Origin of the sequence: Morganella psychrotolerans, assembly GCF_965118875.1 — a bacterium.
Classification (GTDB): Bacteria; Pseudomonadota; Gammaproteobacteria; order Enterobacterales; family Enterobacteriaceae; genus Morganella; species Morganella psychrotolerans_C.
In genome coordinates this window covers 159,487-184,582 of the sequence record NZ_CBCPJD010000014.1, presented here as the reverse complement: position 1 = coordinate 184,582, position 25,096 = coordinate 159,487, and the positions used below count along the sequence as shown (strand labels likewise).

Below are 25,096 nucleotides of genomic sequence, written 5' to 3'. Positions count from 1 at the left end.
GCACCACGTACTCACCGCTGCCTAAGGCCGCACTCAGTTTGCCCTGCAGCTGCGGAGTGGTGTCATTGGTGTAACCGCCGTTTTTCACTTCGCCGGTCAGCGGCGCCACATCATCCATAATAGTGGTAATTTGTACGCTCTGACTTGGTGCAGAGGTATCCATAGTAATGGTATAGCCATCTGACATATTACCTGTATTACCGGCGGCATTACGAATAACTGCAGTATAAATATACGTATTACCGTCCGTCAGACCACTATCACTGAACGTCCAGTCAGTTCCGTTAACAACGGCTTTATTCACTTCAACGCCGTTACGGAAAATAATTACGTTCTGACCGGTGAGCAACTCACCTGTCAATTTACCGTGCAGCGTCGGGGTATCATCATTGGTGAAACCATTATTTGCCACGCTGCCGGTTTGTGGTGCTTTATCATCCTGAATATCGGTGATAGTTACCTGCTGTGACGGGAAGCCGGTGTCAACGGTAATACCAAACTCATCGGATAAATGACCTTTGTTACCCGCCTTATCAACCACACGAGCGGTATAGACATAGCTTCCGTCGTTCGCCAGGCTATCAGTAAATGCCCACTCTTTATTGTAAACGACCGCAGTACCGACCAGTTTACCGTTACGGTAAACCGCCAGCATTTCAGTTTTACCCAGATCAGCATTCAGAGTACCGACAACAGTCGGGGTTTTATCATCCGTTATGCCGTCTTTAGCAACATTCCCCTGCCATGCACCTTCATCATCAATAATATGAGTGACAACCACGGTCTGGCTTGGTGCGGTAACATCAACATTGATACTGTAATCATTCGACATCGCCCCCTGATTACCGGCCGCATCTTTCACCGCTGCGGTATAAACATAGTGACCATCACTGTTATCCAGCGTATCCGTGAATGTCCATGAAGTTCCTTTCACTGTTGCCAGTCCGGCTTCTGTGCCGTTACGGTAAATAATCAGTTTTTCAGATCCGGAGAGTTCTGCGGTTACAGAGCCGGTCAGTGTTGGGGTGATATCGTTAGTATATCCGCCGTTCAACACATTCCCGGTAACAGGATCCTGATCATCCGTAATGCTCAGAATGTGTGTACTTTGTGATGCACCATTAGTGTTCAGCGTAATATTGTAATCGTTTGACGGCTGACTGATATTACCCGCCAGGTCTTCCACCTGAGCGTAATAATTGTATTTTGAACCACTTGCCAGCCCGGCATCTTCAAATGACCATTGTGTACCGTCAGTATCCGCAATACCCACTTTTGTGCCGTTACGATAAATAACAACAACTTCGCCCGCACTTAATTCGCTGCTGAGTTTACCGTGCAGAGTCGGGGTATCATCGTTGGTTTCGCCGCCCTGCGGAATTTTTCCGGTGACAGGATCTTTGTTATCCGTAATTTCAGTCAGCGTGATAGTCTGGTCCGGTGCAACTGTATCAACTGTAATTTCATAGCTGTTGGAAGCTGCTCCCAAGTTGTGAGCCGCATCTTCCACATAGGCGGTATAAGTATGTTTGCCGTCACTCAGTGCGGGAGCTTCATGATACGTCCAGGTATTACCTGTCACGGTTGCGTCACCGGCTTTTATGCCGTCACGGTAAACTGCAACCACCTCGCCGTTATTCAACACCGCACTCAAAGTACCGCTGATATCCGGTTTAGTATCATTAGTGTGGCCTTTGTGCGCCACATTGCCGGTGACCGGATCTACATCATCAGTCACTGCGGTAATCGCAACTAACTGAGACGGACCGGTAAAATTGATATTGATACTGTAATTATTTGAGCCGGGACCAGTATTACCTGCCAGGTCTTCTACCTGCGCGGTATACTTGTATTGCGTGTTATTTTCAAGCCCTGAGTCGGTGTAATGCCATGACGTCCCTTCAACAACTGCGTCACCGATTTTTTTACCGTCACGGTAAATAACCAGTGTTTCATTGTCTGCCAGTACTTTATCAATCTGTCCGCGCAATTCTGGTGTGGTATCATTGGTTACACCATTATTTCCGATAATGCCGATTCCGGGAGCCACATCATCGTATACACCATCAATAGAAACAGCGTGATCCGGTGTTGTAGTATCAATATGAATTATATAGCCTTTTGATATCGCACCTGAGTTACCAGAGGCATCTTTTACCTGCGCGGTATACACATAGGTTTCGCCGTCAGCCAGACCGGTGTCTGCAAATGTCCAGGTCGTTCCGGTAACTAATGCTTTTCCGACAACCACACCATTGCGCAGAACAACAACATATTCACCTTTATCTGTGCCATGTGTCAGTGTTCCGCTGATAACAGGGTTAGTGTCATTGGTATAACCATTATTTGCCACACTGCCGATGAGCGGTGCAACATCATCCACTACATCCGTGATAGTGACACCCTGCGTCGGAGCGCTGTTATCAAAAACAATGTCATATCCGTCAGAAACAGCACCCTTTGTACCGTCACTGTGCTCAACCCGTACAGTATAGGTGTATGTTTTGTCAGTGATTAAACCACCGGTAACATCTTCAAAAGTCCAGTCATTGCCCTTGACTTTTGCTGTACCAATTTTTACGCCGTTACGGTAAATAATAACGGATTCGCCTGATGCTAATGCCTGATTAAGGTGTCCCAGCAATGTCGGTGTTTCATCATTTGTACTTCCGCCACGCTTAACACTGCCTGTCTGGGGAGCTTGTGAGTCCTGAATATCATCAATAAGGGCTTTGGTATTTACGACGGTATCTTCTTTCTTACTTTCACCACCACCGCCGTGAGTAATCATCAGTGCCATTGCACCGGCAATGGTTAATCCGTAAGCAATTAAGGTAATTAGTCCCCAGTCAGTATCATTCGTTTCCCAGGTAATCGGTGCTTGCTGTTCACTACTGAGTATCTGTACCGCAGCCTGGTGATCCTCAAGGCCGCCGACCTGTTCCTGCTCTGAGGCTGATAACGGAACATAATTATGAACAGTGCCGTCAGCTGTCTGTCCGATAACCTGTGCCGGATATAAATAATAATCTTCAATAATAACGGAGGGGTCATTCTCACCCTCAACAAATAATTTCAGGTTATTACCGTCACGTATCGCAATTATTTTCTTTGGTGCGAAACCTGTTTGTTTGTCAACAACAACATAATCCATGCCTTCCTGTGCATGTAAAAACAGTGTATTGCCTTTTTTTGTTGTTGATGTGAATTTTGCAATACGACTTATTTTATCAACTATCCCGATAACAATAGACATGGCTTAAGCTCCTGAAAACTTTTATATTTCCCACAGACAAGTAAAATACCCGGCTTTATGATTTTTTGAAAATAGAGATAATAAAATGAACTCCCGTTACTTATTAAATAACGGAGACGTCAATCCTGATGAACATATTATGATTATTTGAATATTGCCTAACTCAGTAAGGACACAATAATTACATACGTGTTTTACATTAAATGCGTAAAAATAGATATACAGGAGATAAAGATAAAACGATAACATCAGGATTAGCATGTTTTTGGTTGATGAACTATCGATAAGTGAATACAGTGTGTTCATAATCAATAATAAACCCTGCCACATAATTAACATTATTTATTAAAAAACAATAAGAGAAATAAACATGCTCTTTTTTTGTTCATGACTGGATTAATCGACCATGAAAATAAAAACAACAAGATAATAATGCCGATAAAAATAAAGATACTTATATTGCAAGTAAAAACACTCAAGATACTTCTTATTTACATACTATTACCCGGATAAAAAACCCATAAAAGCCATGCTGATAACCTGAGTACGAACATAGATGTAAAATACAATAATCACCAAATGGAAAATAAAAGCAGAATATTTAATATTCATTTTTAGATTGGGAAAACAAATAAAATATCCACTTGCTATTTAGCAAACTAAAATAATTTATTACCGTGACTATTTCATATAAAAATTACTATCTGTTGAAATAAAAAAACCGCTATGCACTCAATGCAAAGCGGTTTCTTAACAGGTATTACTCTTCTTTATTATTTATTTTCTTACTGCTGGCTGCGCATATCCATGATCATTTTTCCGTCATAATCGGCACCAACAACAATATTAGGGACTTCACCTTTATATTTATGCGCTTTTACCTGCTCAATCTCCAATTGCTTCCAACTGATCATTTCACGGGTAATCGTGCGTTGTAATATGGCGTTACCTTCCGCTTCTTTCTGAGCGGCATACAATCTTGCATCAGCTTCCTGACGCATAGCAAATGAGCTGGCCTGTGCATTTCGTTCACGGGCTATCGCCTGTTGTTCTGAAGATTCACGCTCAGCTTCGGCAACAACCACTTTTTTCTGTGCTAATTCACGCTCTTTCTCTGCTTCTGCTTTCGCCTGATTTATTTGTTCCTGACGCATCTTGGTATTTACCACCTGCTCCTGAACAACTTCCGGCAACGTAATATCCTGGATCATAATTTCTTTGATCGTATAACCATAAGGTGAGGCGTAACCCTGTATCGCATCACGGATAGATTCCTGTAATTTACGCTGAGTATCCGCTGTGTATAAATCCTGTGCATTCGCCACATCTTTGCCGAATTCAAGAATAGTGGAGATCAGTTTCTGGCGGACATATTTATCCAGCGCTTCACTTTCTGTCCCGCCATTAATCCTTAATACAGGAGCTTTTGCACCATCAAACTGCAACATAACGGTAATATCCACAATGGACTTTAATTTATCCTGCGAGGGCACACGCAACTCTTTCAGTGATACGCGGATATCTTTTGTCGAATACGTATCAAATACCATAAACGGGTTTATCGGGAAATGCAGCCCTGCGTCATACGCTACCGGATTGACCTTCCCTAAAAATGTACCCACCTTTACCGAACCATCCTGCACAATCGTATATGAATTAAAACCGGTGATCCCCGCAACAAAAAGGATTCCTGCAATAACAACTAATTTAATCACTGATTTCAGTTTGACTGTATTCCCTGCCTGCGTCATTTGCATTCACTTATTCCCATAAGATAATTCTTAGTTAAAAAATAATTTTTATAAATACTAACACCTACATCTTAATTGATAATAAAAAATATGATTTTTACGTATCATAATTAATAAAATACAGTAAATACCGGAGTATCGCTAAAAAATTCAACAACGCTTGATTTTAAGATAAATCACCGGTTACAGGCTGGTCATAAAAATATCATCGCACCAGATATAATCTAACTTATTACTTATGTTACGAGATAATACCATTTAATATGTAAGTAGCTATATAATGAAAAATCATATCCACCTGAAAACAATATAAAAAAATTAAATATGACACAAATAAACACCATCCAACACATTTACTTACAGTGATTACAAGTAAATCATGTCTGTATATAACAAGATATGAACCAGATGATTTTTCAGAGTTTTATTCTGTATACTGAAAACGTCATGCAAAGTTGCATCATATATCACTATTGGATTGTCAGTTACAGACTTTACCTGTCATATAATATCCCATAAGTAATTAATTTAACTAATTTAACGCGTTAATTGTAAACTTACACCATCTTTCATTTTTCTGTAAAACCAAAACTGTCACTCTTGATAGTTGTAAAAATACTTAATACAATGACCGGGAGTTTAGATTTGATATGTTTTATATCCACTAAAAAAGTAACAGAACACTATTGTCGATTTCAACCCGATAGTTAAATAGATATATTAAATTTAATTTATTTACAATTTATTTTAAACTGAAATAACACTATCACATTTAACTAACGTTTATTTATATTAATAATACAGTTTATTTACCTGCACTACAGATGTATCCATGCATCATGGCAGGTAACGTCCCATTATATTATTAACCATTTTATATAAACAGGAATAAAAAATGAAAAAAACACTTATTGCGATTATTACCGCAGCATGTGCAACATCTGCTTTTGCCGCGTCTGACAATACCGTTCGTTTCAGAGGTGAAGTGGCTAATCAGACATGCTCTCTGGACATCAATGGTACAGAAAAAAGCCCGATTGTATTACTGCCTACCGTTTCTCTGAATGAATTCAAAGATGGTGCCACTATTACTACAGGTAAAACTGCCGGTGATACTGAGTTTACAATTAATGTCAGTGGCTGTTCCCCGACAAAAACCGGTGGCACTGCAAATAATATGGAAAGCTCGCTGCATATTGCATTTGTCGGTAATGCCGTCACTACCGCCAATAACCTGGGAAATACCGGTGATGCTGCCGGCGTATCTATTCAGTTAACTGACAACGATATTCCGTTTAAATTTACCTCCGGTGATTTAGTTAAGTCTTCACAGCCGGTTACTATCGCTGACGATGGCTCAGTAGCACCTATCACTTATGTTGCCCGTTATTATGCGGAAGACAGTACTATTACTGCCGGTACGGTTATGGCCAGCGCACAATATGCTATTACCTATAAATAATAGTCATTTATAAACAATGACTTACTGAACATAATAAGCGGTGCTCATCAAAATACAGACAGAGTGCCGCTGTAAGGCCATTTTATGAAAAAATCACTTATTTTAAGTACACTGTGTTTACTCACATCTTTCTATGCCGGTGCCAGTGTCACTATGCTCGGTAACCGTATTATCTATGCTGAAGAGAGCAGAGATAAAACATTACTCTTCTCAAATGACAATGAAACCCCGTCGTTGGTACAGATCTGGACAGATATTAATAATCCGAAATCCACACCAGAAAATGCAGATGGTCCGTTTGTTGCGGTTCCTGCTATTTTTAATATTACTGAAAATAATAAACAAAATGTAAAATTGACTTTTACCGGAAGTAAATTACCCGACGATCGTGAAAGTGTATTTTACTTTAATTACCTGAGTATTCCTTCTGTTAAAAAAGAAGATGCAGATAAAAATAAACTTATGATTGTTGTCACTAATCGCCTGAAATTATTTTATCGTCCTGCTGCTATCGGAAATGAAACAAATAACGTTATTGATAAGCTGGAATTTACCCGCAATGGCAGCAATCTTGATGTCCGTAACCCGACGCCGTTTCATGCCAGTATCTCATTTGTCACACTGTCAAGTGGCAAGCAACGTCAACAAATAGAGGATACTGACATGATCCCGCCCTTCTCTGTTGCAAAGTGGCCACTGACCGCCGGTTATAAAACAGGAAAAGTAACTGTCAGCCTGGGCGCTATTAATGATTATGGCGTCGAAAAAACACGCACAATTAATTTACCCTGATTATTACTGAAGTGACAGACGATAATATGAAACTCATCATTACTTATTCCACCCGTTACAAAATTGCACTGTTCCTGCTGGGCTACTGCCTCAGCAGTTTACATTCTGCACGCGCGGGTAATGATGACGATTATTATTTTGATCCGTCACTTATCCGTGGAACAGTTCTGTCGAATAATGCCTTACAGGCTTTTGATACAAAAAATAGCATCCCTCCCGGTATATATAAAATTGAATTACTGGTTAACGAAAAATTTATCGCGCAGCTCTCTGTCTCGTTTAAAAATGAGAAGAACGGAAAAATTTCCGCCTGCCTGACACCCGATCAAATCGAATTATTAGGATTAAAAACAGCGCCTGAACTGTCAGGTAATACCGGGTGTTATTTTTCCGGAGAAATCGGAGAGAATATTACCAGCCGTTTTAATCATGCTGAACTTAAACTGAACTTTACCATTCCTCAGGCGATGCTGGTCAGCCACCTTCAGCAGCGTATTGCGCAGGAGAGTCTGGACAGCGGTGAAACAATGCTGTTTGCCAACTATAATCTTAATCAGTATCACGTCAGTTACCGGAATGACAGAGTCAGTGATATGGACTCTACTTATCTGAGCCTTAATGGCGGGTTCAATTTAGGTCTGTGGAATTTTCGCCAGGAAAGCCAGTATAACTGGTCAAAAAATACCGGCGGAAAATGGAATACCGGCCGGCGTTATATTCAGCGCGCTATTTATGAAATAGGTAGTCAGTTATTAATAGGTGAAGGATTTACCTCCGGTAATTTTTTATCCGGTATGGGATTCAAAGGTGTGCGTCTGAGCACAGACGAAAGAATGCTGCCAAATAATGAACGCGGATACGCCCCGAGAATTCAGGGAATAGCAAACAGTAATGCAAAAGTCGCTGTCTGGCAGGGAAATCAGCAAATTTATTCCACGACGGTGGCCCCCGGTCCTTTTGAAATAAATGACCTTTATTCTACAAACTATGCCGGTGACCTGCGGGTTGAAGTAACAGAAGCTGACGGCAGTATAAACAGTTTTATTGTTCCCTTTTCGGCAGTTCCCGAATCAGTCAGACCCGGCAGTACAAAATACTCAGTAACACTGGGAGAAACCCGGTTTACTGATCGCAATGATAATTTCAGTGAAGTGGTCGTACAACATGGTCTGACAAACCAGGTCACACTTAATGTTGCTAATCAGCTGGCAAAAGGGTATCAGGCGATTATGGCAGGCGGCGTACACACAAACCGTTTCGGTGCATTCAGTTTCAATGCCACGCTGTCCAATGCAAAACTTCCCGGTAATACAGAAACCGGCTGGCGGTTCCATGCGTCATACAGTAAAACATTTCAACCGACTGATACCTCAGTGACGCTGTCCAGCTACCATTATTCCACCAATGGTTTCCGGACACTCAATGACAAACTGAGTGCAGATTATTTATCTGATAACCATGTTTCTGACTGGGAATCCCGTATCCTGCGCCAGCGCTCACGCTTTGATATTACGCTGAACCAGAACCTGAATCAGTTTGGTAACCTCGGGTTATCCGCCTCACGGGAAAATTATCATAATTCCGGAGAGAAAAATGATCAGCTTCAGCTCTCCTGGAACAAAGTATTTGATAACAGTGTATCTGTGAATTTATCCGTTGCCAGAATGACAAATGCGCTGGCGGGTGACGGGTATCAGTCCGGAGACGCAAACAGTAGCGGAAAAGGTCAGAATTTCGTTTCTTTCGGTGTCAGCATGCCTCTCGGCAGCCAGTTATATTCCCCGAACATAGCGTTTTCCTCTAACCACAGTCAGGGGAAAAATGATTACCAAACTAACCTATCCGGTCTGGCTGGTTCCGAAAACCAGCCAATCAGTTACGGGCTCAGCTATATTGCGGATAACCAGATAAGCAGGGGAACTGTTTCCGGCGCACTGCAAACACAATTACCGCTGACCAATCTGCGTGTTGGTGCATCAAAGGGGCAGGATTACTGGCAGGCATCCGCAGGCGCACAGGGCAGCCTGGTATTGCACCGCGGCGGGGTCACGGCGGGTCCGTATCTCGGAGATACATTTGCGCTTATTGAAGCAGAGGGCGCCAAAGGCGCCACTGTCGTCAGCCGCAGCGGAACAACGATTAACAGTGCGGGTTATGCACTGGTACCGTCACTGATACCTTATCAATACAACTCCGTTATGCTGAGCAGTGAAGGTATTGATGCTCAAGCTGAAATCCGTCAGCCGGAGAAAAGAACCGCGCCTTATGGCGGGGCAATGCTCCGACTTAAATATGACACGCATTACGGGCAACCGGTTCTTATCACACTGCTGCGTAAAACAACCGCGACAATCCCGATGGGCAGCCGGGTACTTGATGAAAATGATCATGTACTGGGAATGGTGGGTCAGGCTAATCAGCTCTATTTCCGGGCAGAAAAACCGGAAGGAAAACTGCGGATAGTCTGGGGCACCGGCGCAAACGACGCCTGTACCACCAGCTACCGGTTACCGGATGACAAACCCGCACCTCTGGTCTCAATGGCGCTGACGTGTCAGCCAACAACGGAAAAATAATAAATGAAACGTGCAATCAAACCGGTTTTTTTATCTTTTATCGTATTGCTGTCATTTTACAGTGTGACCGCCGAGGCCCGCTGTGTCCGCAAAAATACCACCGCAACAGGTGCGGATAAATCCGGTCTCGGTACCGGACTTGGCAATATCAATATGACCAGCGCCTATTTACAGCCGGTCGGAACGATATTGGCGTCATCCGTGACCAGTTGGTCACAATCCCCTCTGTTTCCGGACCCGGATACGGTTCTGTATGAATGTGATTTAGCCGATAAAAATGATATTTATGAATTATTTGCCACAAACGGAGATGACCGCCACGGCGGGTTTCACGATATCGGGAAAATTGACGGATATGAAAACCATTTCGCCACCTGGTTTCCCTATACCGCCATCAAATTTACACACATGAATTCAGGCAAGCCCTTTACCCGGTTCTGGCAGCAAACGCCTATCACCACTTACGGCACAGCTAACGGAAAAATCCAGATCCGTGTCCGTGATATCAGTGCGATGAAAGTAGATTTGATAAAAGTGAGTACTATTCCGCCACGGGGTGGAGCAAGCTACTACTGCGGCTCGAACAGCATGGCGCCGACGACCGGCAATTCAACATATACCTGTAACCAACCCAACGCCTACATTATCTTTAAAGGACCGACCGGTTTCACCTATCCGAAAGAAGGCACGGATTCAGCCTATAATTATCAGGGATTTAGCTACTCCTCGTGGATGTCAATCGGTATGAATGGCTCACCAGTTTCCGGTTATTCACATGCCGCAACCTGTGCCGCACGTAATGTGACGCCACTGGTTGAACTGCCGCGTATTTCAGCCACTCAGCTGAATGCCGGTCAGACAGTCAGCAATGTTTTTGATATTACTGTGGAGTGTGATAATGGTGTTATTTCCGGCGTGAATAGTAATCAGACATCTATCGGATTACAAACCTCACAGGATGTCTATCAGAAAGCCCGTCAGCTCGGGCTGGTAAACAGTGCCGGTGGCGTTGAATACTTATTATCGGATGGCTACGACAGCGTACCGTCGGTTGCAACAGGTGTCGGGATAGCGCTCAGCAACACCACAACAGGGCAACGAATGCCGTTTGTCGGCTGGGGCGGATGTACCGAATCCACACCCTGTAACCAGGCAACCGCAAGAAATGCAGGATGGTTTCCGGTATTAACCGGCTCCACGCCTGTCGGATCGTCCTCAACAGGCTATACCCGCCATCTTATCCAGCTGACCGCCACGCTGTCCCGCCTGCCCGGGCAGCAGGCGCAGCCGGGCAATGTTGATGCAAAGGCCTATGTTCTGATTAAGGTGCAATAATGCGGGTATACCTTTATTCATTCAAACCGCAGGTTCGTTGGCCGCGTTCATCCAGCCGGGTCACATACTAATGTATGCTCCCCGTCTGTCCTCCCTTACCGCCTTCCTGCAACTTGAATGACGTTGGGTATAGATATGAAATCATTATCGCTTATAAGACAAAATATAATTTTACTGGTTACAGTGATATCGCTGATGATAACCACCAGCGCCGTTGCGGGCATGCTTGCATCGTCAACACGGATTATTTTTCAGGATAATACATCACGGAAAACATTATTACTGGCCAATACCAATGACTATCCTGTCTTAGTACAGACCTGGGTAGATGATGGTGAAAACAGCGGAACACCCGGTGAGGATAAATATCCGTTTGTCGCTATTCCTGCAATATTTCAGTCAGATGCAAAATCGCGCAGCAATCTTGAACTTATTTATAACGGAACACCGCTGCCCGACGATCGTGAATCGGTATTCTGGCTGAATCTATATGAAATACCGGCAATTAAAACGGCGGATGCAGAGAAAAATAAAGTGTTGATGGCGATGAATACACAGTTAAAAATTTTTTATCGTCCGGTGGGATTAAATACAATATTTAATGATCGGCTTGACGCACTTACATTTTCTTATCACCGGCAAAACGGGCAGGATACTATCGTGTGCCGTAACCCGACACCTTATTACATCTCATTATCATCATTGTCACTGATTTGGGATGGTCAATACTATCCGGTGACAATAATGCCGGATATGATGGTCGCGCCTTTCGGGGAAAAAACCTATACCATCGCCTCCCCGCCGACCGGAAACACAGGGAAAATCAGTGCGGAAGCAATAATTATTGATGATAACGGAAATTCACATACTGTATCCCGTTTATTATAATCCATTTTATATTCACCAAGAATATAACAACCAGCCGTATTGTTTTCACTTGTATTATTTTACTCGTATTATAATTACAAATAAAAAATAACCTGGTAATACACCTTTCACTAATGAAATATAGTTAGTAATATGTCATGGCACGTAATAGTGCTAACTTAGTAAGCAAGAAGTCCTCCGGGAAGGATTCCTGAAGGACTTCTTTTATACCCTTATTCATTCAAACTGCAGGTTCGTTGGCGGTACTCAGCCCGCCGGGTCACATAGTTTATCTATGCTCCCCGTCTGTTTTCCCTTGCCGCCTTGCTGCAACCTGAATGACGTTGGGTATATATCAGTTAATTATTAACATCAACCACAACCCGTCCACGAATTTTACCATCCAGTAGACGCTGTGCTGCCGGAATCGCTTCCTCTAACGGAATAACACGACTAATTTCAGCCAGAACATTCATATCCGACAGCTCCGCCAGATGATCCCATGCCGCTTGTCTCACTGCATGCGGACACATAACACTGTCGATCCCGATTAAACTCACCCCTCTGAGAATGAAAGGTGCAACTGTGCCGTTAAAATCCATTCCCTGTGCCAAACCACAGGCTGCGACAACACCACCGTATTGCGTACCCGCACAAACACCGGCCAGCGTATGGCTGCCCACACAATCAATCGCGGCTGCCCATCTTTCTTTTGTCAGTGGTTTACCAGGCGCTGATAACTCACTGCGATCCATAATTTCTTTAGCACCCAGTGTATCAATCAGATAGGCGGTGTCCAGTGTACGGCCTGTGGATGCAATCACGTCAAAACCGAGTTTGGCCAGTAATGACACCGCAAAGCTGCCCACACCACCGCTGGCGCCGGTGACCAGCACTTTGCCGGACTCTTTGGTAATCCCTTGTTTAAGAAGAGCGTGAACCGCCAGCATTGCTGTGTAACCCGCTGTACCAATCATCATCGCCTGTTTGGTTGTCAGCCCTGCCGGTAAGCGGGTCAGCCAGCTGTCTTTCACTTTAGCTACCTGAGAAAGTCCACCCCAATATTTTTCGCCGACACTCCAGCCATTAAGAATGACTTTATCACCCGCTTTATAAAGTTCTGAGCTACTTTCTGTCACGGTTCCGGCAAAATCGATCCCCGGGATCATAGGAAAACTGCGCACAACAGGACCTTTACCGGTAATGGCAAGACCATCCTTATAATTCAGGGTGGAATAATCAATCTGTACAGTTACATTGTGCTCCGGCAACTGAGACTCATCCATCTGAGCAACTTTCGCTGTATATCCGTCAGTATTGTCAATCAAAATGCACTTAAACATAATGTTATCCTTTTTGGGAATATAGACCAGGCGTCTGGTTAATTGTAAAAAAATTTATTAAATAATCTCCGTTACATTAACAACAGAGAAACTTAATAAATTATTCTGTAACAGCTGCGCCTATAGTATTAAAAGTGCTGCTATTTAATTATTTTGTTAATAAAAACAGATATAAACAGATCCAGCGGATCACTATTGCGGGTGAGTTTTGCCCGCATAACCGCGCCTTCCCATCCTATCCAGAAAAAAGCTGCCATCAGCCGGCAATCCGTTCCTGCCGGTATAGTATTCCGATCCTGAGCTTCCAACAGACAAGTTTCTATTTTCTTCTGCCATCCGCTGATAATAGTATTTAATATCTCACCATATCCGTCTGGTAAATTCGCCACTTCCTGGCCCAGGTTACCGACTAAACAGCCGCGCAGCCAGTTATACTTTTCCATACCTGCTTTTGCTGACTGATAAAATTTTTCAATCCGCGCCAGGGGCGGTAGTTCCGGGTCGCACAGGCATTTATCCAGCAGATGCGAAAAATAGTTGTCATAACTGCGCATGATCTCAAGACCAAATTGCTCTTTGCTCTCAAAATAATAGTAAAACGAGCCTTTCGGCACACCGACCTTCTTCAGTATCCCGTTGATATCTGAGGTCATATAACCTTTTTCGGTAAACATTTCCACACCACTACGGATAAGCAGTCGTTTAATATCAGCGCCCGCATCATAATTCTTCGGCGGTCTTCCGCGTTTTGGTTTTGTGGTTAATGTATTCATCACTCAGCATCTCTCCGGTCAGTCATAATAATATAGACCGATTGTCTTGTTAATTCTATTGGTTTTTTTGTATCGATGCAAACAATCATCATAACAACATGATTTTATTTATTATTATATGAACAACAGGAGGATGTATAAAACAAAAATAGCCCGTCTGACCGGCAATATCACAGTATCATTATCCTCAATCATAGATTTCTGTGAATATTTTATTTAACCTCATTAAATCGCAGGGAATTAGTCAGTTGTACAAGGAAATTAAATGGATATTATCGTAGAAATTGCCGGCCGGCTTATTATGATGATACTTGATTTTGTTTTTTCTATTCTGAGCATCTTTGGAGTAAAGATAGCCATTCCGGGAACTTCGTTTGTTTTACTGCACCTGCTAAATTACAGGCCTCTGTTGGTTGTTGCCTTTATTATTTTGGCTCTCGGATTATATGGTCCGGCAATTTATAGAAGACTAAACAAGAATAAAAATAAACCCCGGTGAATAGACCGTGGGATACGAGTATACAGGATTCGAACAGACTCATTATTATTACTGGTTTTGTCTATTCAAAAAATATCAGAGCCTCCATTTAGACCTGCTGTCATATTTAACTTAAAATATAAACTATTTTGAGTCTGGTAGTTATACAGCACAACATTATGAGAAACGCTGATAACCATGGTTTTTCATAATGTTGAACATCCTGATTACCCGTCCAGACTCAGAAGTATTTGAAGTCAGAAGATTATTCGTGACTCCGGAGTAATTCCCGGATGAGTCAGTAACTGAGTCTTTAGCAATTCACTGTTGAAATGACGAAAGCGCCATTCCGGGTGCTTACCCTGAAGCCGCTCAAGATACAGTTGAAAACTCTCCCCCTCATTCAAATGTTTCATTCCGGCAATTATGGTATTGACACTTTTGATCTTACTTAGAAGCTGGTTTTCATATAACTGTTTGAAGCAAAGATCACGATAAATCATTGCAAGAATACTTCCTTTGTTACCCATATTCCACACAGATATGGCAGTTACACTGACTAATTGTAATGCGGCTACAATGCGCTCATGCTCATTTTTGGGAACTGATGGTTCTCCGGTTACACCATTTTTTGTAGGACACATGTATGGAATTGCAAGGGGATTAATACATCGCAATCGTTGTAACCCTGCTAGTTTCAGCCATCCTTCCTGTTTATTACTCTTGGGCGTAGCTGGCGAACCCTCAGCCGCTGAATCGCCACAGTAAAAGCCCCCCCGCCGCCCGGATGATTTTTCTGTGAACTGAAACTGATAATAATGGGTAGTTATTGTCCGATTAAGATAGTTGGTTAATTTCTGTCCGGGTAGAAGAGCTAAATGTATCAACGGGGAAATATCGAAGCGTTGTAATGCTTGTCTTCTATTATCATCACCTTTAGTTGTCAGATCTTCAGGCCATACCAGCTCTTTGTCCATAACTGCCTCATAATCAAAATCAATAATTTCACTATACAGTCATTATCTATGCGGTAGTACTCTGAGATGACAACACACTCTGGCTAGTTGGTTAATACAATCAGGAGTGCCGCTTTCAGCTCTTCAGAAAATGGGAGGGAGGGAAAGCATAGAGATGCTAAGACGATATGCGCATCTGGCACCGAATCATTTAAGTGAGCACGCACGACAAATTGACGTTATTCTTGAGGGTAACGACACAAGGAGGGAATCAGGCAGGATTAAAATAGCATAACTCTTTGATTCATATGGTACGCCCTACAGGATTCGAACCTGTGACCTACGGCTTAGAAGGCCGTTGCTCTATCCAACTGAGCTAAGGGCGCACTGAAGAAAAACAGTGGGTTAACTGATTGAAGCGACATGGATTATACGTCTCAAATGCGGTGAGTCAATCAAAAAAAGTCGCTGTTTGGGTGGTAATCAGTGCAACCATAATAAAACGTGACTGACAGAGTGGAAATGTTCTGACAGAATAGCGCCCATACTTTTATCTGTTTTATGGATTTTTACACAATGTCAGCAAAAATTATAGACGGGAAAACGATTGCGCAGACCATCCGGACAGAAATTGCCGCCAAAGTTAAGCAACGTCTGGCTAAGGGAAAACGGGCTCCCGGACTGGCCGTTATTTTAGTCGGCGAGAACCCCGCGTCTCAGATTTATGTCGCCAGCAAGCGCCGCTCCTGTGAAGAAGTCGGATTTATCTCACGCTCTTATGACCTGCCCGATACCACCAGCGAAGCCACACTCCTCCATCTTATAGATGAACTGAATAATGATAATACCATTGACGGGATACTGGTTCAGCTTCCGTTACCTGCCGGTATTGATAATGTTAAAGTGATTGAGCGTATCCATCCGGATAAAGATGTCGATGGCTTTCATCCGTATAATATCGGGCGTCTGTGCCAGCGCGCGCCAAATCTGCGCCCCTGCACACCGCGTGGTATTGTAACGCTGCTGGAACGCTGTAATATCAACACCTTCGGGCTGAATGCCGTGATTGTCGGCGCATCCAATATTGTCGGGCGTCCGATGAGTCTGGAGCTTCTGCTGGCAGGCTGCACCACAACTGTCACCCACCGTTTCACCAAAGATCTGCGCCATCATGTTGAGCATGCGGATCTGCTGATCGTGGCTGTTGGTAAACCGGGATTTATTCCCGGAGAGTGGATAAAACCCGGCGCTATCGTGATCGATGTCGGGATTAACCGCCTTGAAAACGGCAAAGTGGTCGGCGATGTTAATTTTGCCGACGCTGCCGAACGCGCAGAATGGATAACCCCGGTACCGGGCGGTGTTGGCCCGATGACTGTTGCCACTCTCATTCAGAACACATTACAGGCTTGTGAAGAATTTCACGATAAGGACGAATAACCATGGCTATTTTTAATCTCGAAGGACACCCGCACGTTGAATTATGTGATTTACTCAAAATTCAGGGCTGGGCAGACAGTGGTGCAGCGGCAAAACAGTTTATTGCCGATGGTCAGGTAACAGTCGACGGCGAAACCGAAACGCGTAAACGCTGCAAAATCGTGGCTGGCAAAACAGTTGAATTTGCCGGACAACAGGTAAAAGTGGCTGAATAATATCTGTCTGTAAATAAACCAGAGCATTGTCTCTGGTTTTTTTTATCCGGCATATATACCCTTATTCATTAAATTGTCTATCTGTATAAAAGAGCCGCAAAAAAATGATAACCAAAAAATTCGCACCTGTACAAATTGCCCTGCACTGGATTGTTTTCCTGCTTGTGATTCTTGTTTATACCAGCGCCCTGTTACGGGATACCGCAAGCGAGCCGCTGAGAAGTATTTTATCCCTGCTGCATTACAGCAGTGGCGTGCTGGTCGGTATATTAATGATTGTCCGGCTGGCAGCCAGAATAAAATACCCCGCGCCTGCCATTATACCAAAGCCCTCACCGATGATAACCGGATTATCCCATCTGGCTCATCTGGCCATATTTGTGGTATTTATTCTCTTACCGGTGCTCGGTTTCAGTATTAAATACCTGAACGGTTATGATTGGTCATTATTCGGTATACCTATGCCGGTATCCGCAACATCGGATGAAGACCGCGCGTATGAAATACAAAATATTCATGAAATTATCGCTAATACCGGTTATTTCATTATCGGCCTGCATGCCGCCGCAGCCCTGGCGCATCACTATTTCTGGAAAGATAATACGCTGCTGCGCATGATGCCCCGCAAGCGGCACTGATTATCAACTCATTAAAAAGGGGAGTGCGACCGCACTCCCCTTTCTCTTTATTTGTAACTCACTGCATTTCCGTCAGCGGTATTTTTTATGATACTCGCCACGGGTGGCTTTAAATTGTTCAGCCATGGCTTTAGCTTGCGGGATTTTTCCTTCGTCTGCCAGTTTCAGCGCATCGTCAATTTGCCCGACCAGCACATCATAACCATGATGGTAATCTTTCATTTCTGCACTGTCCGCGGCTTTACCTTTTAATTTGGCAGGTGTTTCTTCTTTGGCACTCAGCGCGGCGGTACGCATTTGTGACAGGGCATTTTTCAGCTCTGCCGCATCATCCGTTTTTTCAACAACCTGCAAATTTGCGTTCAGGGTTTTCATATTATCCGAAAGCCCGGCAGCGGATGCGGTCACTGCGCCAAATGCACAGACAGAAACCACCAGCAGGGCTAATATATTTTTACTCATCAGCGCTTCCTTTATTTATTAGTATAAAAATACGACAAAAAATCACAATATAAACCAAATACTGTAACAGAATAGCTGATAACCCACTGTTATGCCCGGCCGTAAAAATAAAACACAATAAAAAAGCCCGGCGGTAAATAACCCCGGGCTTTCAGCAAAAATATTATAGATTATTAATAGTGTATACCCAACGTCATTCAGGATGCAGGCAGGCGGTAAGGGAAGATAGACGGGGAGCATACATTAGTATGTGACCCGGCTATCTGGGTGCTGCCAACGAACCTGCAGTTTGAATGAATAAGGGTATATAACTATTTACGCCGCCAGGTTGTACCCTGCGGACCATCTTCCAGCACGATATTCATCTGTGTTAATGCATCACGCGCTTCATCTGCCAGCGCCCACTCTTTTGATGCGCGGGCATCAAAGCGTAGCTTAATCAGCGCTTCAATTTTGGCCACATCTTCATCACTTTCCGTCTGCGCACCGCTTTGCAGGAACTGCTCCGGGTCCTGTGTCAACAGTCCGAGAACACCCGCCAACTGACGGAGTTGCGCTGCCAGACCATTTGCCGCCGCCATATCTTCCTGTTTCAGACGATTCAACTCACGCGCCATATCAAATAATACAGAATAGGCTTCCGGTGAATTGAAATCATCATCCATCGCTTCACGAAAACGGGTTTCAAACTCATTATTCACAATCACCGCAGCGTTTTTATCTGTGCCGCGCAGTGCGGTATAAAAACGCTCCAGAGCTGTACGCGCCTGCTTCAGATTTTCTTCCGTATAGTTAAGCTGACTGCGGTAATGGGCAGATAACAGGAAGTAACGCACGGTTTCCGGGTCGTAATATCCCAGCACATCACGGATGGTAAAAAAGTTATTGAGTGATTTTGACATTTTCTCTCTGTCAACCATCACCATGCCGGAGTGCATCCAGTAATTCACATACGGACCGTCATGCGCACAGGTGGACTGAGCAATTTCGTTTTCATGGTGCGGGAACATCAGGTCAGAGCCGCCGCCGTGAATATCAAAATGATTTCCCAGCTGTTTGCTGTTCATCGCAGAACATTCAATATGCCAGCCCGGACGCCCCGCGCCCCATGGTGATTCCCAGGAAGGCTCACCCGGCTTGGACATTTTCCACAGCACAAAATCCATCGGATTGCGTTTTACATCTGCCACTTCAACACGCGCACCGGCCTGAAGCTGCTCCAGATCCTGACGGGAAAGCAGACCATATTCCGGGTCGCTGCTGATATCAAACATCACGTCGCCGTTGTCAGCCACATAGGCGTGATTGCGCGCCAGCAGCAACTGCGTTATCTCAATAATCTCTTTTATATGATGCGTTGCGCGCGGCTCAGAATCCGGACGCAGCAGGTTCATCGCATCAAAATCACGGTGCATTTCCACGACCATGCGATCAACCAACTGGTCGCAGGTTTCATTATTCTCATTTGCACGCTTGATGATTTTGTCATCCACATCCGTGACATTACGGATGTAATTAACCTTATAACCTGCGTAACGCAGGTAACGCACGATGGCGTCAAACGCAACAAATGTCCGCCCGTGCCCGATATGACACAGGTCATAAACAGTGATACCACACACGTACATCCCGATGGAACCCGGGTTAATGGGCTTAAATTCCTCTTTTTGTCTTGATAACGTGTTATAAATTTTCAGCATAAGGCTATTCCATTAAGAGTCTGTACGTGTTGAAGGTGAGTTCTGTTAATTAATTGATAATTAAACGCTTATTTTATCTGGTATGCGACGGGATATCAGCGCAAAGCAACATAGGTTATTGAAACGCGAATACCCTGTAAATGCAAGAAAGACCCTGCAAAACCCGTTGATTATAACAAATACTGACGATCATTTGTGAGTGTGATATAACACCTCCGTGAGATAAAAACGGCCTATAGCCTCATTCATTCAGACAACAGGTTCCCTGGCGGCACTCAGCACGCTGCCTGCCTGAATGATGTCGGGTATATAACCGCCTTTAAAATATTAGCAGGAATTTATTATGGTAACTTTTCATACAAATCATGGTGACATCGTCATTAAAACGTTCGCGGAAGAAGCACCAGAAACGGTCAAAAACTTCCTGAAGTATTGCACTGACGGTTTCTACAACAACACTATTTTCCACCGTGTAATTAATGATTTCATGATCCAGGGCGGCGGTTTTGAACCGGGTCTGAAACAGAAACCAACACTGGCTCATATTCAGAATGAAGCAAACAACGGTCTGAAAAACACCCTCGGTACTCTGGCAATGGCCCGTACCGGCGACCCGCATTCAGCAACTGCACAGTTCTTCATTAATGTGGCAGATAACGACTACCTGAACTTCCGCTCAGAAACACCAAGCGGCTGGGGCTACTGCGTATTTGCAGAAGTCGTTGAAGGCATGGATGTTGTTGACTTAATCAAAGTGGTTAAAACCGGTAACAGCGGTATGCATCAGGACGTTCCGCGTGAAGATGTCATCATCAAAAGCGTCACTGTTTCCGAATAAGCATGACCACGCTTGTTATTGCAGATTTGCATTTAAATGAGCACGAGCCGGCGATCACCGCCGGCTTTCTTCGTTTCATACAAGAGCAGGCCGTTCACGCATCACAACTCTATATCCTGGGTGATTTTTTTGATTACTGGATTGGTGATGATGACCCTGCCCCGCTGCATAAAACCGTTGCTGATGCGCTGAAAGCACTCAGTGAGCGCGGCGTGAAGATCTTTTTTATTCACGGCAACCGTGATTTCCTGCTGGGTGCGCGTTACGCGAAACAGTGTGGTATGACGCTGCTGCCACAAACACAGATAATTGAAGCCGAAGGTCAGCGTATTCTGATCCTGCACGGCGATACACTCTGTACCGATGATACCGATTACCAGCACTACCGCAAACGCGTTCATACAAAATGGATCCAGCGCCTGTTTTTGTGGCTGCCGCTGTCAGTCCGGCTGAAAATCGCAAAAAAAATGCGCGTGGGCAGTCAGTCTGCTAATCAGCAGAAAACGCAGGCAATAATGGATGTGAATCAGAGCGCGGTAATTGACACCTTCCGTCAATACAAAACACAATGGATGATCCACGGCCATACTCACCGCCCGGCAGTTCATGACATCCGTATTGACGAAGAAACACACTTACGTGGCGTTCTCGGTGCCTGGCATTCTCAGGGCTCTGCATTTAAAATTACCCCGGACGACATCTCGCTGATCTTCTTCCCGTTCTGATACATTACCACCTGAAATTGCATTAAATCACTGACGCAAACGTTTTCCTCTGCGATTTACCGTGATATTATGCCCGTCTTCTTAACCGGCCAATACGCCGGAAGTCAGCCAATCTTTGTGACGCGGGATGTACAGGAGCACCGAAAACATGAATGCCACTTCTTCACAACAACACTCACCAGCCGCTAAAATTGCCATTGTGATGGGATCCAAAAGTGACTGGAGCACCATGGAGCACGCCGCAGACATCCTCGACAGTCTGCAACTGCCCTATCATGTGGAGATTGTGTCCGCGCACCGCACGCCTGACAAACTGTTTTCCTTTGCTGAAACTGCTAAACAAAACGGCTTTGATGTTATTATCGCCGGTGCCGGTGGTGCCGCACATCTGCCGGGCATGCTGGCAGCCAAAACCCTGGTTCCTGTGCTGGGTGTGCCGGTTCAGAGTGCCGCACTCAGCGGCGTAGACAGTCTTTATTCGATTGTTCAGATGCCGAAAGGTATCCCGGTCGGCACCCTGGCTATCGGCAAAGCCGGAGCCGGAAATGCTGCCCTGCTCGCCGCTCAAATTCTGGCACTGCATGATGCCGCGCTGCTGACCCGCCTGGCTAACTGGCGCGCAGCACAGACCGAAGAGGTTCTCAGCCATCCGGATCCACGGGAGATCTGCTGATGACGCCGGTTTGTGTTCTGGGAAACGGGCAGTTAGGCAGGATGCTGCGCCAGGCCGGTGAGCCGCTGGGTATTGCGGTTTATCCTGTGGGGTTGGATGCCGAGCCGGAAGCCGTGCCGTATCAGCACAGTGTGATCACCGCCGAAATAGAACGCTGGCCGCAGACTGCTCTGACACAAGTGCTGGAGCAACACCCCGCCTTTATTAACCGGGATATTTTTCCGCGCCTGGCTGACCGCCTGCCGCAAAAACAGTTAATGGATGATTTGCAGTTAGCCACCTCACCGTGGCAGCCGCTGACATCACCGGATGAATGGCCGGGTATATTCAGCCGTCTCGGGGATTTTGTAATAGTCAAACGCCGCACCGGCGGTTATGACGGTCGCGGACAGTGGCGTGTGCGTCCGGGTGATGAAACAGCACTGCCCGCAGAGATTTACGGCGACTGCATTGTTGAGAAAGGCATTGCCTTTTCCGGTGAAGTTTCGCTGATCGGCGCCCGCAACCGGCATGGCGACTGCGTGTTCTACCCGCTGACCCATAATCTTCATGAAGACGGTATTCTGCGCATAAGTGTCGCGTATCCGGAAAGTCAGCATCCGTTGCAGTTACAGGCGGAGCAGATGCTGGGCGCTATTCTTGCAGAGCTGGATTATACCGGTGTGATGGCGATGGAGTGCTTTATCGTCGGTGACGGGTTACTTATCAATGAACTCGCACCCCGCGTGCATAACAGCGGACACTGGACACAGAACGGTGCATCTGTCAGTCAGTTTGAACTGCATCTGCGCGCTATTCTGGATTTACCTCTGCCACAACCGGTGATCAGCGCCCCGGCTGTCATGGTCAATATTATCGGGACTGAATTTAATACACAGTGGCTGGCACAGCCCCTGGCGCATATTCACTGGTATGACAAAGAGGTGCGTCCCGCGCGCAAAGTGGGACACATTAACCTGACACACCCGGAGCCCGCGCTGCTTAACACAAATCTTGACGGGCTCGCGCAGCAATTACCGGCGGAATATCAGTCAGCTATCCGTTGGGCAAAAGCAAAATTAAGCTGGTAGTCTGTACCGCTTCCGGCGACAATAGCGCTCTTCTGCTGCCCGGCTCTCAGCCGGGCATTTTGCTTTTTACGCCTTTTCCGGAGCCGGGATGTTTTCGCGAGACCGCCGCTTAGGCACTGTTTATCAGTGGACCATACTCACCCTGCTGGGGTTAGTCTATTTTCTGGCAACCGCCACCACTTTTACCTCGTTAGGTGTGGTATTGCCCGGGATGCTCAGAGAGCTGCACTGGAGCTGGACTGATGCCGGTTTTGGTTTCACCCTGCTCGGGCTGACCTGCGGGTTATCCAGTTTTCTGCCGACGCTCTGCATCCGCAAAACTAATGTTAAGGTCACGCTGTTTACCGGGCTGCTGCTGTTTCTTGCCGGGTTTTACAGTCTGTATACCACCGAAACTATTCAGCGCTATTTTGTCGGCACCGCCTTTCTCGGGATAGGCTTTACCTTTATGGCAACCGTGCCGGGCACTTATGTTATTTCACGGCTGTTCAGCCGTCAGTCTCTTGCATTCGGGTTCTATTTTACCCTCGGCGGGCTGGGCGGTGTGGTCGGTCCGTGGATCTACTTTCTTGCAGTCAATGTATTCGGTTCCTGGCGCATTCACTGGCTGATCGCCGCCCTGACCCTGACTGTGATGACGCTGATCACACTGTTAGTGCTGCGTGAAGGGCGCCGCGAAATCACCCACGCCCGCGCCGTCATGTGGCAGCAAAAGAAACAAAGTTCCCGCATCTACCGCAGCCGTGATCGCTGGACTGCGCGCCAGGCGCTGCGCACATGGCAGTTTTATGTGATAGCCGCGTCGTATACCGCGTTTTTATGGTGTGGGTTTACGGTAAACAGCTTTGCCGTTCCGCATATTACAGATAACGGGTTCAGTGAGACGATTGCCGCCACACTGCTCAGTACCATGGCGTTTATTAATGCCTTCTCCCGCCTGGCAGGCGGTGCTATCGGCGAGTGGCTGGAGCCGAAAAAACTGCTAATTATCAGCCTGGCAACCATCACCCTCGGTGTGCTGACATTAAGCATCGCCACCAGTTGGCCGCTGCTTATTCTGTTTACGATTTTAGTAGGTATCGGCTACGGCATGACATTTCTCGCCTCCAGTGTGCTGCTGGCAAACTATTTCGGACGCGGACCCTACCTGGAACTGTTTTCTGTCGTAAATCTGATTTCAACCTTTGCCTGTCTCGCGCCGTTCTTCGCTGGTGCTATCAAAGATTACAGCGGCAGCTTTACTCCGGCATTCCTGGTAATCGCGCTGCCGGTGGTTGCCATTCTGGCAGTCACATTCTTTATGCACCCGCCACAGCACAAACCGGTAAAGGCCCGCAGTCAGCCCGCATCATGATCCTGCGGATGAGCCGCCCACGCCGGTAACTCATCCGTAAAAGAATGGTATTCCGGGATACAATAATCACGTCCCGGATTATCAAAACCCCCGACCAGCAGCGCAATGACCGGCGCATCATCCACCGCCCCCACTGAGCTGCCGCATTGCGGACAAAATGCCCGGCAGGTGCTTTCTGATGAGCGAAACAGTGACGGCATACCGCCCTCACCATCCCATATGATATTTTTGCTGTCAAACTCCACCCACAGCGCCGTCAGGGCACCGGTGTGTTTGCGGCACATAGTACAAGAGCAGGTATGCGGATAGCGCGGATGCTGCGCCCGGTAACGAATATGCCCGCACAAACAGCCGCCGGTAATTATCTCTGTTGTCATAAGACAGCTCCCTCA

At 45.5% G+C, this 25,096-nt stretch carries 22 protein-coding genes, 1 tRNA gene and 1 pseudogene; 15 read left to right on the top strand and 9 right to left on the bottom strand.

Annotated features, from left to right (window positions below):
- Both ACMHKJ_RS14665 and ACMHKJ_RS14660 read right to left on the bottom strand, forming a co-directional pair.
- Positions 1–3,256, bottom strand: a 3,256-nt coding sequence (locus ACMHKJ_RS14665) for an Ig-like domain-containing protein (RefSeq protein ID WP_413495002.1), incomplete at its 3' end; no start/stop codon positions are given.
- A 785-nt stretch (positions 3,257–4,041) separates the two neighbouring features.
- Positions 4,042–5,013 carry an SPFH domain-containing protein gene (locus ACMHKJ_RS14660; RefSeq protein WP_413495000.1) on the bottom strand — a complete coding sequence of 324 codons (972 nt, stop codon included), beginning with the start codon at positions 5,011–5,013 and terminating at the stop codon, positions 4,042–4,044.
- Positions 5,014–5,902: 889 nt separating this feature from the next.
- On the opposite strand from ACMHKJ_RS14660, the gene ACMHKJ_RS14655 reads away from it, so the two are divergent.
- The 5 genes from ACMHKJ_RS14655 (at position 5,903) to ACMHKJ_RS14635 (ending at position 12,060) form a co-directional block, all read left to right on the top strand.
- Entirely contained in the window at positions 5,903–6,469 is a 567-nt protein-coding gene (locus ACMHKJ_RS14655; protein ID WP_413494998.1) for a fimbrial protein, read from the top strand.
- An 84-nt stretch (positions 6,470–6,553) separates the two neighbouring features.
- A complete protein-coding gene (locus ACMHKJ_RS14650; protein WP_413494996.1) occupies positions 6,554–7,261 on the top strand; it encodes a fimbrial biogenesis chaperone in 708 nt (235 codons plus the stop codon).
- A gap of 26 nt (positions 7,262–7,287) precedes the next feature.
- Entirely contained in the window at positions 7,288–9,837 is a 2,550-nt protein-coding gene (locus ACMHKJ_RS14645; RefSeq protein WP_413494994.1) for a fimbria/pilus outer membrane usher protein, read from the top strand.
- A 3-nt stretch (positions 9,838–9,840) separates the two neighbouring features.
- A complete protein-coding gene (locus tag ACMHKJ_RS14640) occupies positions 9,841–11,172 on the top strand; it encodes a fimbrial protein (RefSeq protein WP_413494992.1) in 1,332 nt (443 codons plus the stop codon).
- A gap of 195 nt (positions 11,173–11,367) precedes the next feature.
- Positions 11,368–12,060 carry a fimbrial biogenesis chaperone gene (locus ACMHKJ_RS14635; RefSeq protein WP_413494990.1) on the top strand — a complete coding sequence of 231 codons (693 nt, stop codon included), beginning with the start codon at positions 11,368–11,370 and terminating at the stop codon, positions 12,058–12,060.
- A 338-nt stretch (positions 12,061–12,398) separates the two neighbouring features.
- Here the strand turns inward: ACMHKJ_RS14635 and acuI are convergent, their stop codons facing one another.
- Entirely contained in the window at positions 12,399–13,382 is a 984-nt protein-coding gene (gene acuI, locus ACMHKJ_RS14630) for an acrylyl-CoA reductase (NADPH) (protein ID WP_413494988.1), read from the bottom strand.
- Between the two features lie 140 nt (positions 13,383–13,522).
- Entirely contained in the window at positions 13,523–14,155 is a 633-nt protein-coding gene (acuR, locus tag ACMHKJ_RS14625) for an acrylate utilization transcriptional regulator AcuR (protein ID WP_413495011.1), read from the bottom strand.
- Positions 14,156–14,420: 265 nt separating this feature from the next.
- On the opposite strand from acuR, the gene ACMHKJ_RS14620 reads away from it, so the two are divergent.
- On the top strand, positions 14,421–14,654 hold the full coding sequence (locus ACMHKJ_RS14620) for a hypothetical protein (RefSeq protein WP_413494986.1): 234 nt from the start codon (positions 14,421–14,423) through the stop codon (positions 14,652–14,654).
- A gap of 236 nt (positions 14,655–14,890) precedes the next feature.
- On the opposite strand, the gene ACMHKJ_RS14615 is transcribed toward ACMHKJ_RS14620, so the two are convergent.
- Positions 14,891–15,610, bottom strand: a complete 720-nt coding sequence (locus ACMHKJ_RS14615; protein ID WP_413494984.1) for a hypothetical protein — start codon at positions 15,608–15,610, stop codon at positions 14,891–14,893.
- 70 nt (positions 15,611–15,680) lie between these two features.
- Here ACMHKJ_RS14615 and ACMHKJ_RS14610 point away from each other — a divergent pair.
- Positions 15,681–15,879, top strand: a pseudogene (locus tag ACMHKJ_RS14610) (tyrosine-type recombinase/integrase); the annotation flags it as partial.
- Positions 15,880–15,898: 19 nt separating this feature from the next.
- Here ACMHKJ_RS14610 and ACMHKJ_RS14605 read toward each other — a convergent pair.
- A tRNA-Arg gene (locus ACMHKJ_RS14605) sits at positions 15,899–15,975 on the bottom strand.
- Positions 15,976–16,165: 190 nt separating this feature from the next.
- Between ACMHKJ_RS14605 and folD the strand changes: the two genes are divergently transcribed.
- The 3 genes from folD (at position 16,166) to cybB (ending at position 17,882) form a co-directional block, all read left to right on the top strand.
- Entirely contained in the window at positions 16,166–17,029 is an 864-nt protein-coding gene (gene folD, locus ACMHKJ_RS14600; RefSeq protein ID WP_413494982.1) for a bifunctional methylenetetrahydrofolate dehydrogenase/methenyltetrahydrofolate cyclohydrolase FolD, read from the top strand.
- Between the two features lie 2 nt (positions 17,030–17,031).
- Entirely contained in the window at positions 17,032–17,244 is a 213-nt protein-coding gene (gene ybcJ / locus ACMHKJ_RS14595) for a ribosome-associated protein YbcJ (protein WP_067421520.1), read from the top strand.
- 107 nt (positions 17,245–17,351) lie between these two features.
- Entirely contained in the window at positions 17,352–17,882 is a 531-nt protein-coding gene (cybB, locus tag ACMHKJ_RS14590) for a cytochrome b561 (RefSeq protein ID WP_413495009.1), read from the top strand.
- Positions 17,883–17,954: 72 nt separating this feature from the next.
- On the opposite strand, the gene cybC is transcribed toward cybB, so the two are convergent.
- Positions 17,955–18,344 carry a cytochrome b562 gene (gene cybC, locus ACMHKJ_RS14585; RefSeq protein ID WP_413494980.1) on the bottom strand — a complete coding sequence of 130 codons (390 nt, stop codon included), beginning with the start codon at positions 18,342–18,344 and terminating at the stop codon, positions 17,955–17,957.
- A gap of 311 nt (positions 18,345–18,655) precedes the next feature.
- Positions 18,656–20,044, bottom strand: a complete 1,389-nt coding sequence (gene cysS / locus ACMHKJ_RS14580; RefSeq protein ID WP_413494979.1) for a cysteine--tRNA ligase — start codon at positions 20,042–20,044, stop codon at positions 18,656–18,658.
- A 343-nt stretch (positions 20,045–20,387) separates the two neighbouring features.
- Here cysS and ppiB point away from each other — a divergent pair, with 343 nt between their 5' ends.
- The 5 genes from ppiB to ACMHKJ_RS14555 all read left to right on the top strand — a co-directional run bounded on the left by ppiB (position 20,388) and on the right by ACMHKJ_RS14555 (position 24,704).
- A complete protein-coding gene (ppiB, locus tag ACMHKJ_RS14575) occupies positions 20,388–20,882 on the top strand; it encodes a peptidylprolyl isomerase B (RefSeq protein ID WP_413494977.1) in 495 nt (164 codons plus the stop codon).
- A 2-nt stretch (positions 20,883–20,884) separates the two neighbouring features.
- On the top strand, positions 20,885–21,607 hold the full coding sequence (locus ACMHKJ_RS14570; RefSeq protein WP_413494976.1) for a UDP-2,3-diacylglucosamine diphosphatase: 723 nt from the start codon (positions 20,885–20,887) through the stop codon (positions 21,605–21,607).
- A 148-nt stretch (positions 21,608–21,755) separates the two neighbouring features.
- Positions 21,756–22,280 (top strand): 5-(carboxyamino)imidazole ribonucleotide mutase, encoded by a 525-nt coding sequence (purE, locus tag ACMHKJ_RS14565; protein ID WP_413494974.1) that lies wholly within the window; start codon positions 21,756–21,758, stop codon positions 22,278–22,280.
- Positions 22,280–23,350: a 5-(carboxyamino)imidazole ribonucleotide synthase gene (purK, locus tag ACMHKJ_RS14560; RefSeq protein WP_413494972.1), complete on the top strand. Its 1,071-nt coding sequence runs from the start codon at positions 22,280–22,282 to the stop codon at positions 23,348–23,350. Before purE ends, purK begins: the two co-directional genes overlap by 1 nt.
- An 88-nt stretch (positions 23,351–23,438) precedes the next feature.
- Complete coding sequence (locus ACMHKJ_RS14555) at positions 23,439–24,704, top strand: MFS transporter (RefSeq protein ID WP_413494970.1); 1,266 nt, start codon at positions 23,439–23,441, stop codon at positions 24,702–24,704.
- Here the strand turns inward: ACMHKJ_RS14555 and ACMHKJ_RS14550 are convergent.
- Complete coding sequence (locus tag ACMHKJ_RS14550) at positions 24,689–25,081, bottom strand: GFA family protein (protein ID WP_413494968.1); 393 nt, start codon at positions 25,079–25,081, stop codon at positions 24,689–24,691. The two genes, ACMHKJ_RS14555 and ACMHKJ_RS14550, sit on opposite strands and share 16 nt — an antisense overlap.
- Positions 25,082–25,096: the final 15 nt, after the last annotated feature.

Coding starts and splice junctions, on each gene's coding strand:
- ACMHKJ_RS14660 (WP_413495000.1), bottom strand. CDS start 5,013: ATGCAAATGACGCAGGCAGGGAATACAGTCAAACTGAAATCAGTGATT.
- ACMHKJ_RS14655 (WP_413494998.1), top strand. CDS start 5,903: ATGAAAAAAACACTTATTGCGATTATTACCGCAGCATGTGCAACATCT.
- ACMHKJ_RS14650 (WP_413494996.1), top strand. CDS start 6,554: ATGAAAAAATCACTTATTTTAAGTACACTGTGTTTACTCACATCTTTC.
- ACMHKJ_RS14645 (WP_413494994.1), top strand. CDS start 7,288: ATGAAACTCATCATTACTTATTCCACCCGTTACAAAATTGCACTGTTC.
- ACMHKJ_RS14640 (WP_413494992.1), top strand. CDS start 9,841: ATGAAACGTGCAATCAAACCGGTTTTTTTATCTTTTATCGTATTGCTG.
- ACMHKJ_RS14635 (WP_413494990.1), top strand. CDS start 11,368: ATGATAACCACCAGCGCCGTTGCGGGCATGCTTGCATCGTCAACACGG.
- acuI (WP_413494988.1), bottom strand. CDS start 13,382: ATGTTTAAGTGCATTTTGATTGACAATACTGACGGATATACAGCGAAA.
- acuR (WP_413495011.1), bottom strand. CDS start 14,155: ATGAATACATTAACCACAAAACCAAAACGCGGAAGACCGCCGAAGAAT.
- ACMHKJ_RS14620 (WP_413494986.1), top strand. CDS start 14,421: ATGGATATTATCGTAGAAATTGCCGGCCGGCTTATTATGATGATACTT.
- ACMHKJ_RS14615 (WP_413494984.1), bottom strand. CDS start 15,610: ATGGACAAAGAGCTGGTATGGCCTGAAGATCTGACAACTAAAGGTGAT.
- folD (WP_413494982.1), top strand. CDS start 16,166: ATGTCAGCAAAAATTATAGACGGGAAAACGATTGCGCAGACCATCCGG.
- ybcJ (WP_067421520.1), top strand. CDS start 17,032: ATGGCTATTTTTAATCTCGAAGGACACCCGCACGTTGAATTATGTGAT.
- cybC (WP_413494980.1), bottom strand. CDS start 18,344: ATGAGTAAAAATATATTAGCCCTGCTGGTGGTTTCTGTCTGTGCATTT.
- cysS (WP_413494979.1), bottom strand. CDS start 20,044: ATGCTGAAAATTTATAACACGTTATCAAGACAAAAAGAGGAATTTAAG.
- ppiB (WP_413494977.1), top strand. CDS start 20,388: ATGGTAACTTTTCATACAAATCATGGTGACATCGTCATTAAAACGTTC.
- ACMHKJ_RS14570 (WP_413494976.1), top strand. CDS start 20,885: ATGACCACGCTTGTTATTGCAGATTTGCATTTAAATGAGCACGAGCCG.
- purE (WP_413494974.1), top strand. CDS start 21,756: ATGAATGCCACTTCTTCACAACAACACTCACCAGCCGCTAAAATTGCC.
- purK (WP_413494972.1), top strand. CDS start 22,280: ATGACGCCGGTTTGTGTTCTGGGAAACGGGCAGTTAGGCAGGATGCTG.
- ACMHKJ_RS14555 (WP_413494970.1), top strand. CDS start 23,439: ATGTTTTCGCGAGACCGCCGCTTAGGCACTGTTTATCAGTGGACCATA.
- ACMHKJ_RS14550 (WP_413494968.1), bottom strand. CDS start 25,081: ATGACAACAGAGATAATTACCGGCGGCTGTTTGTGCGGGCATATTCGT.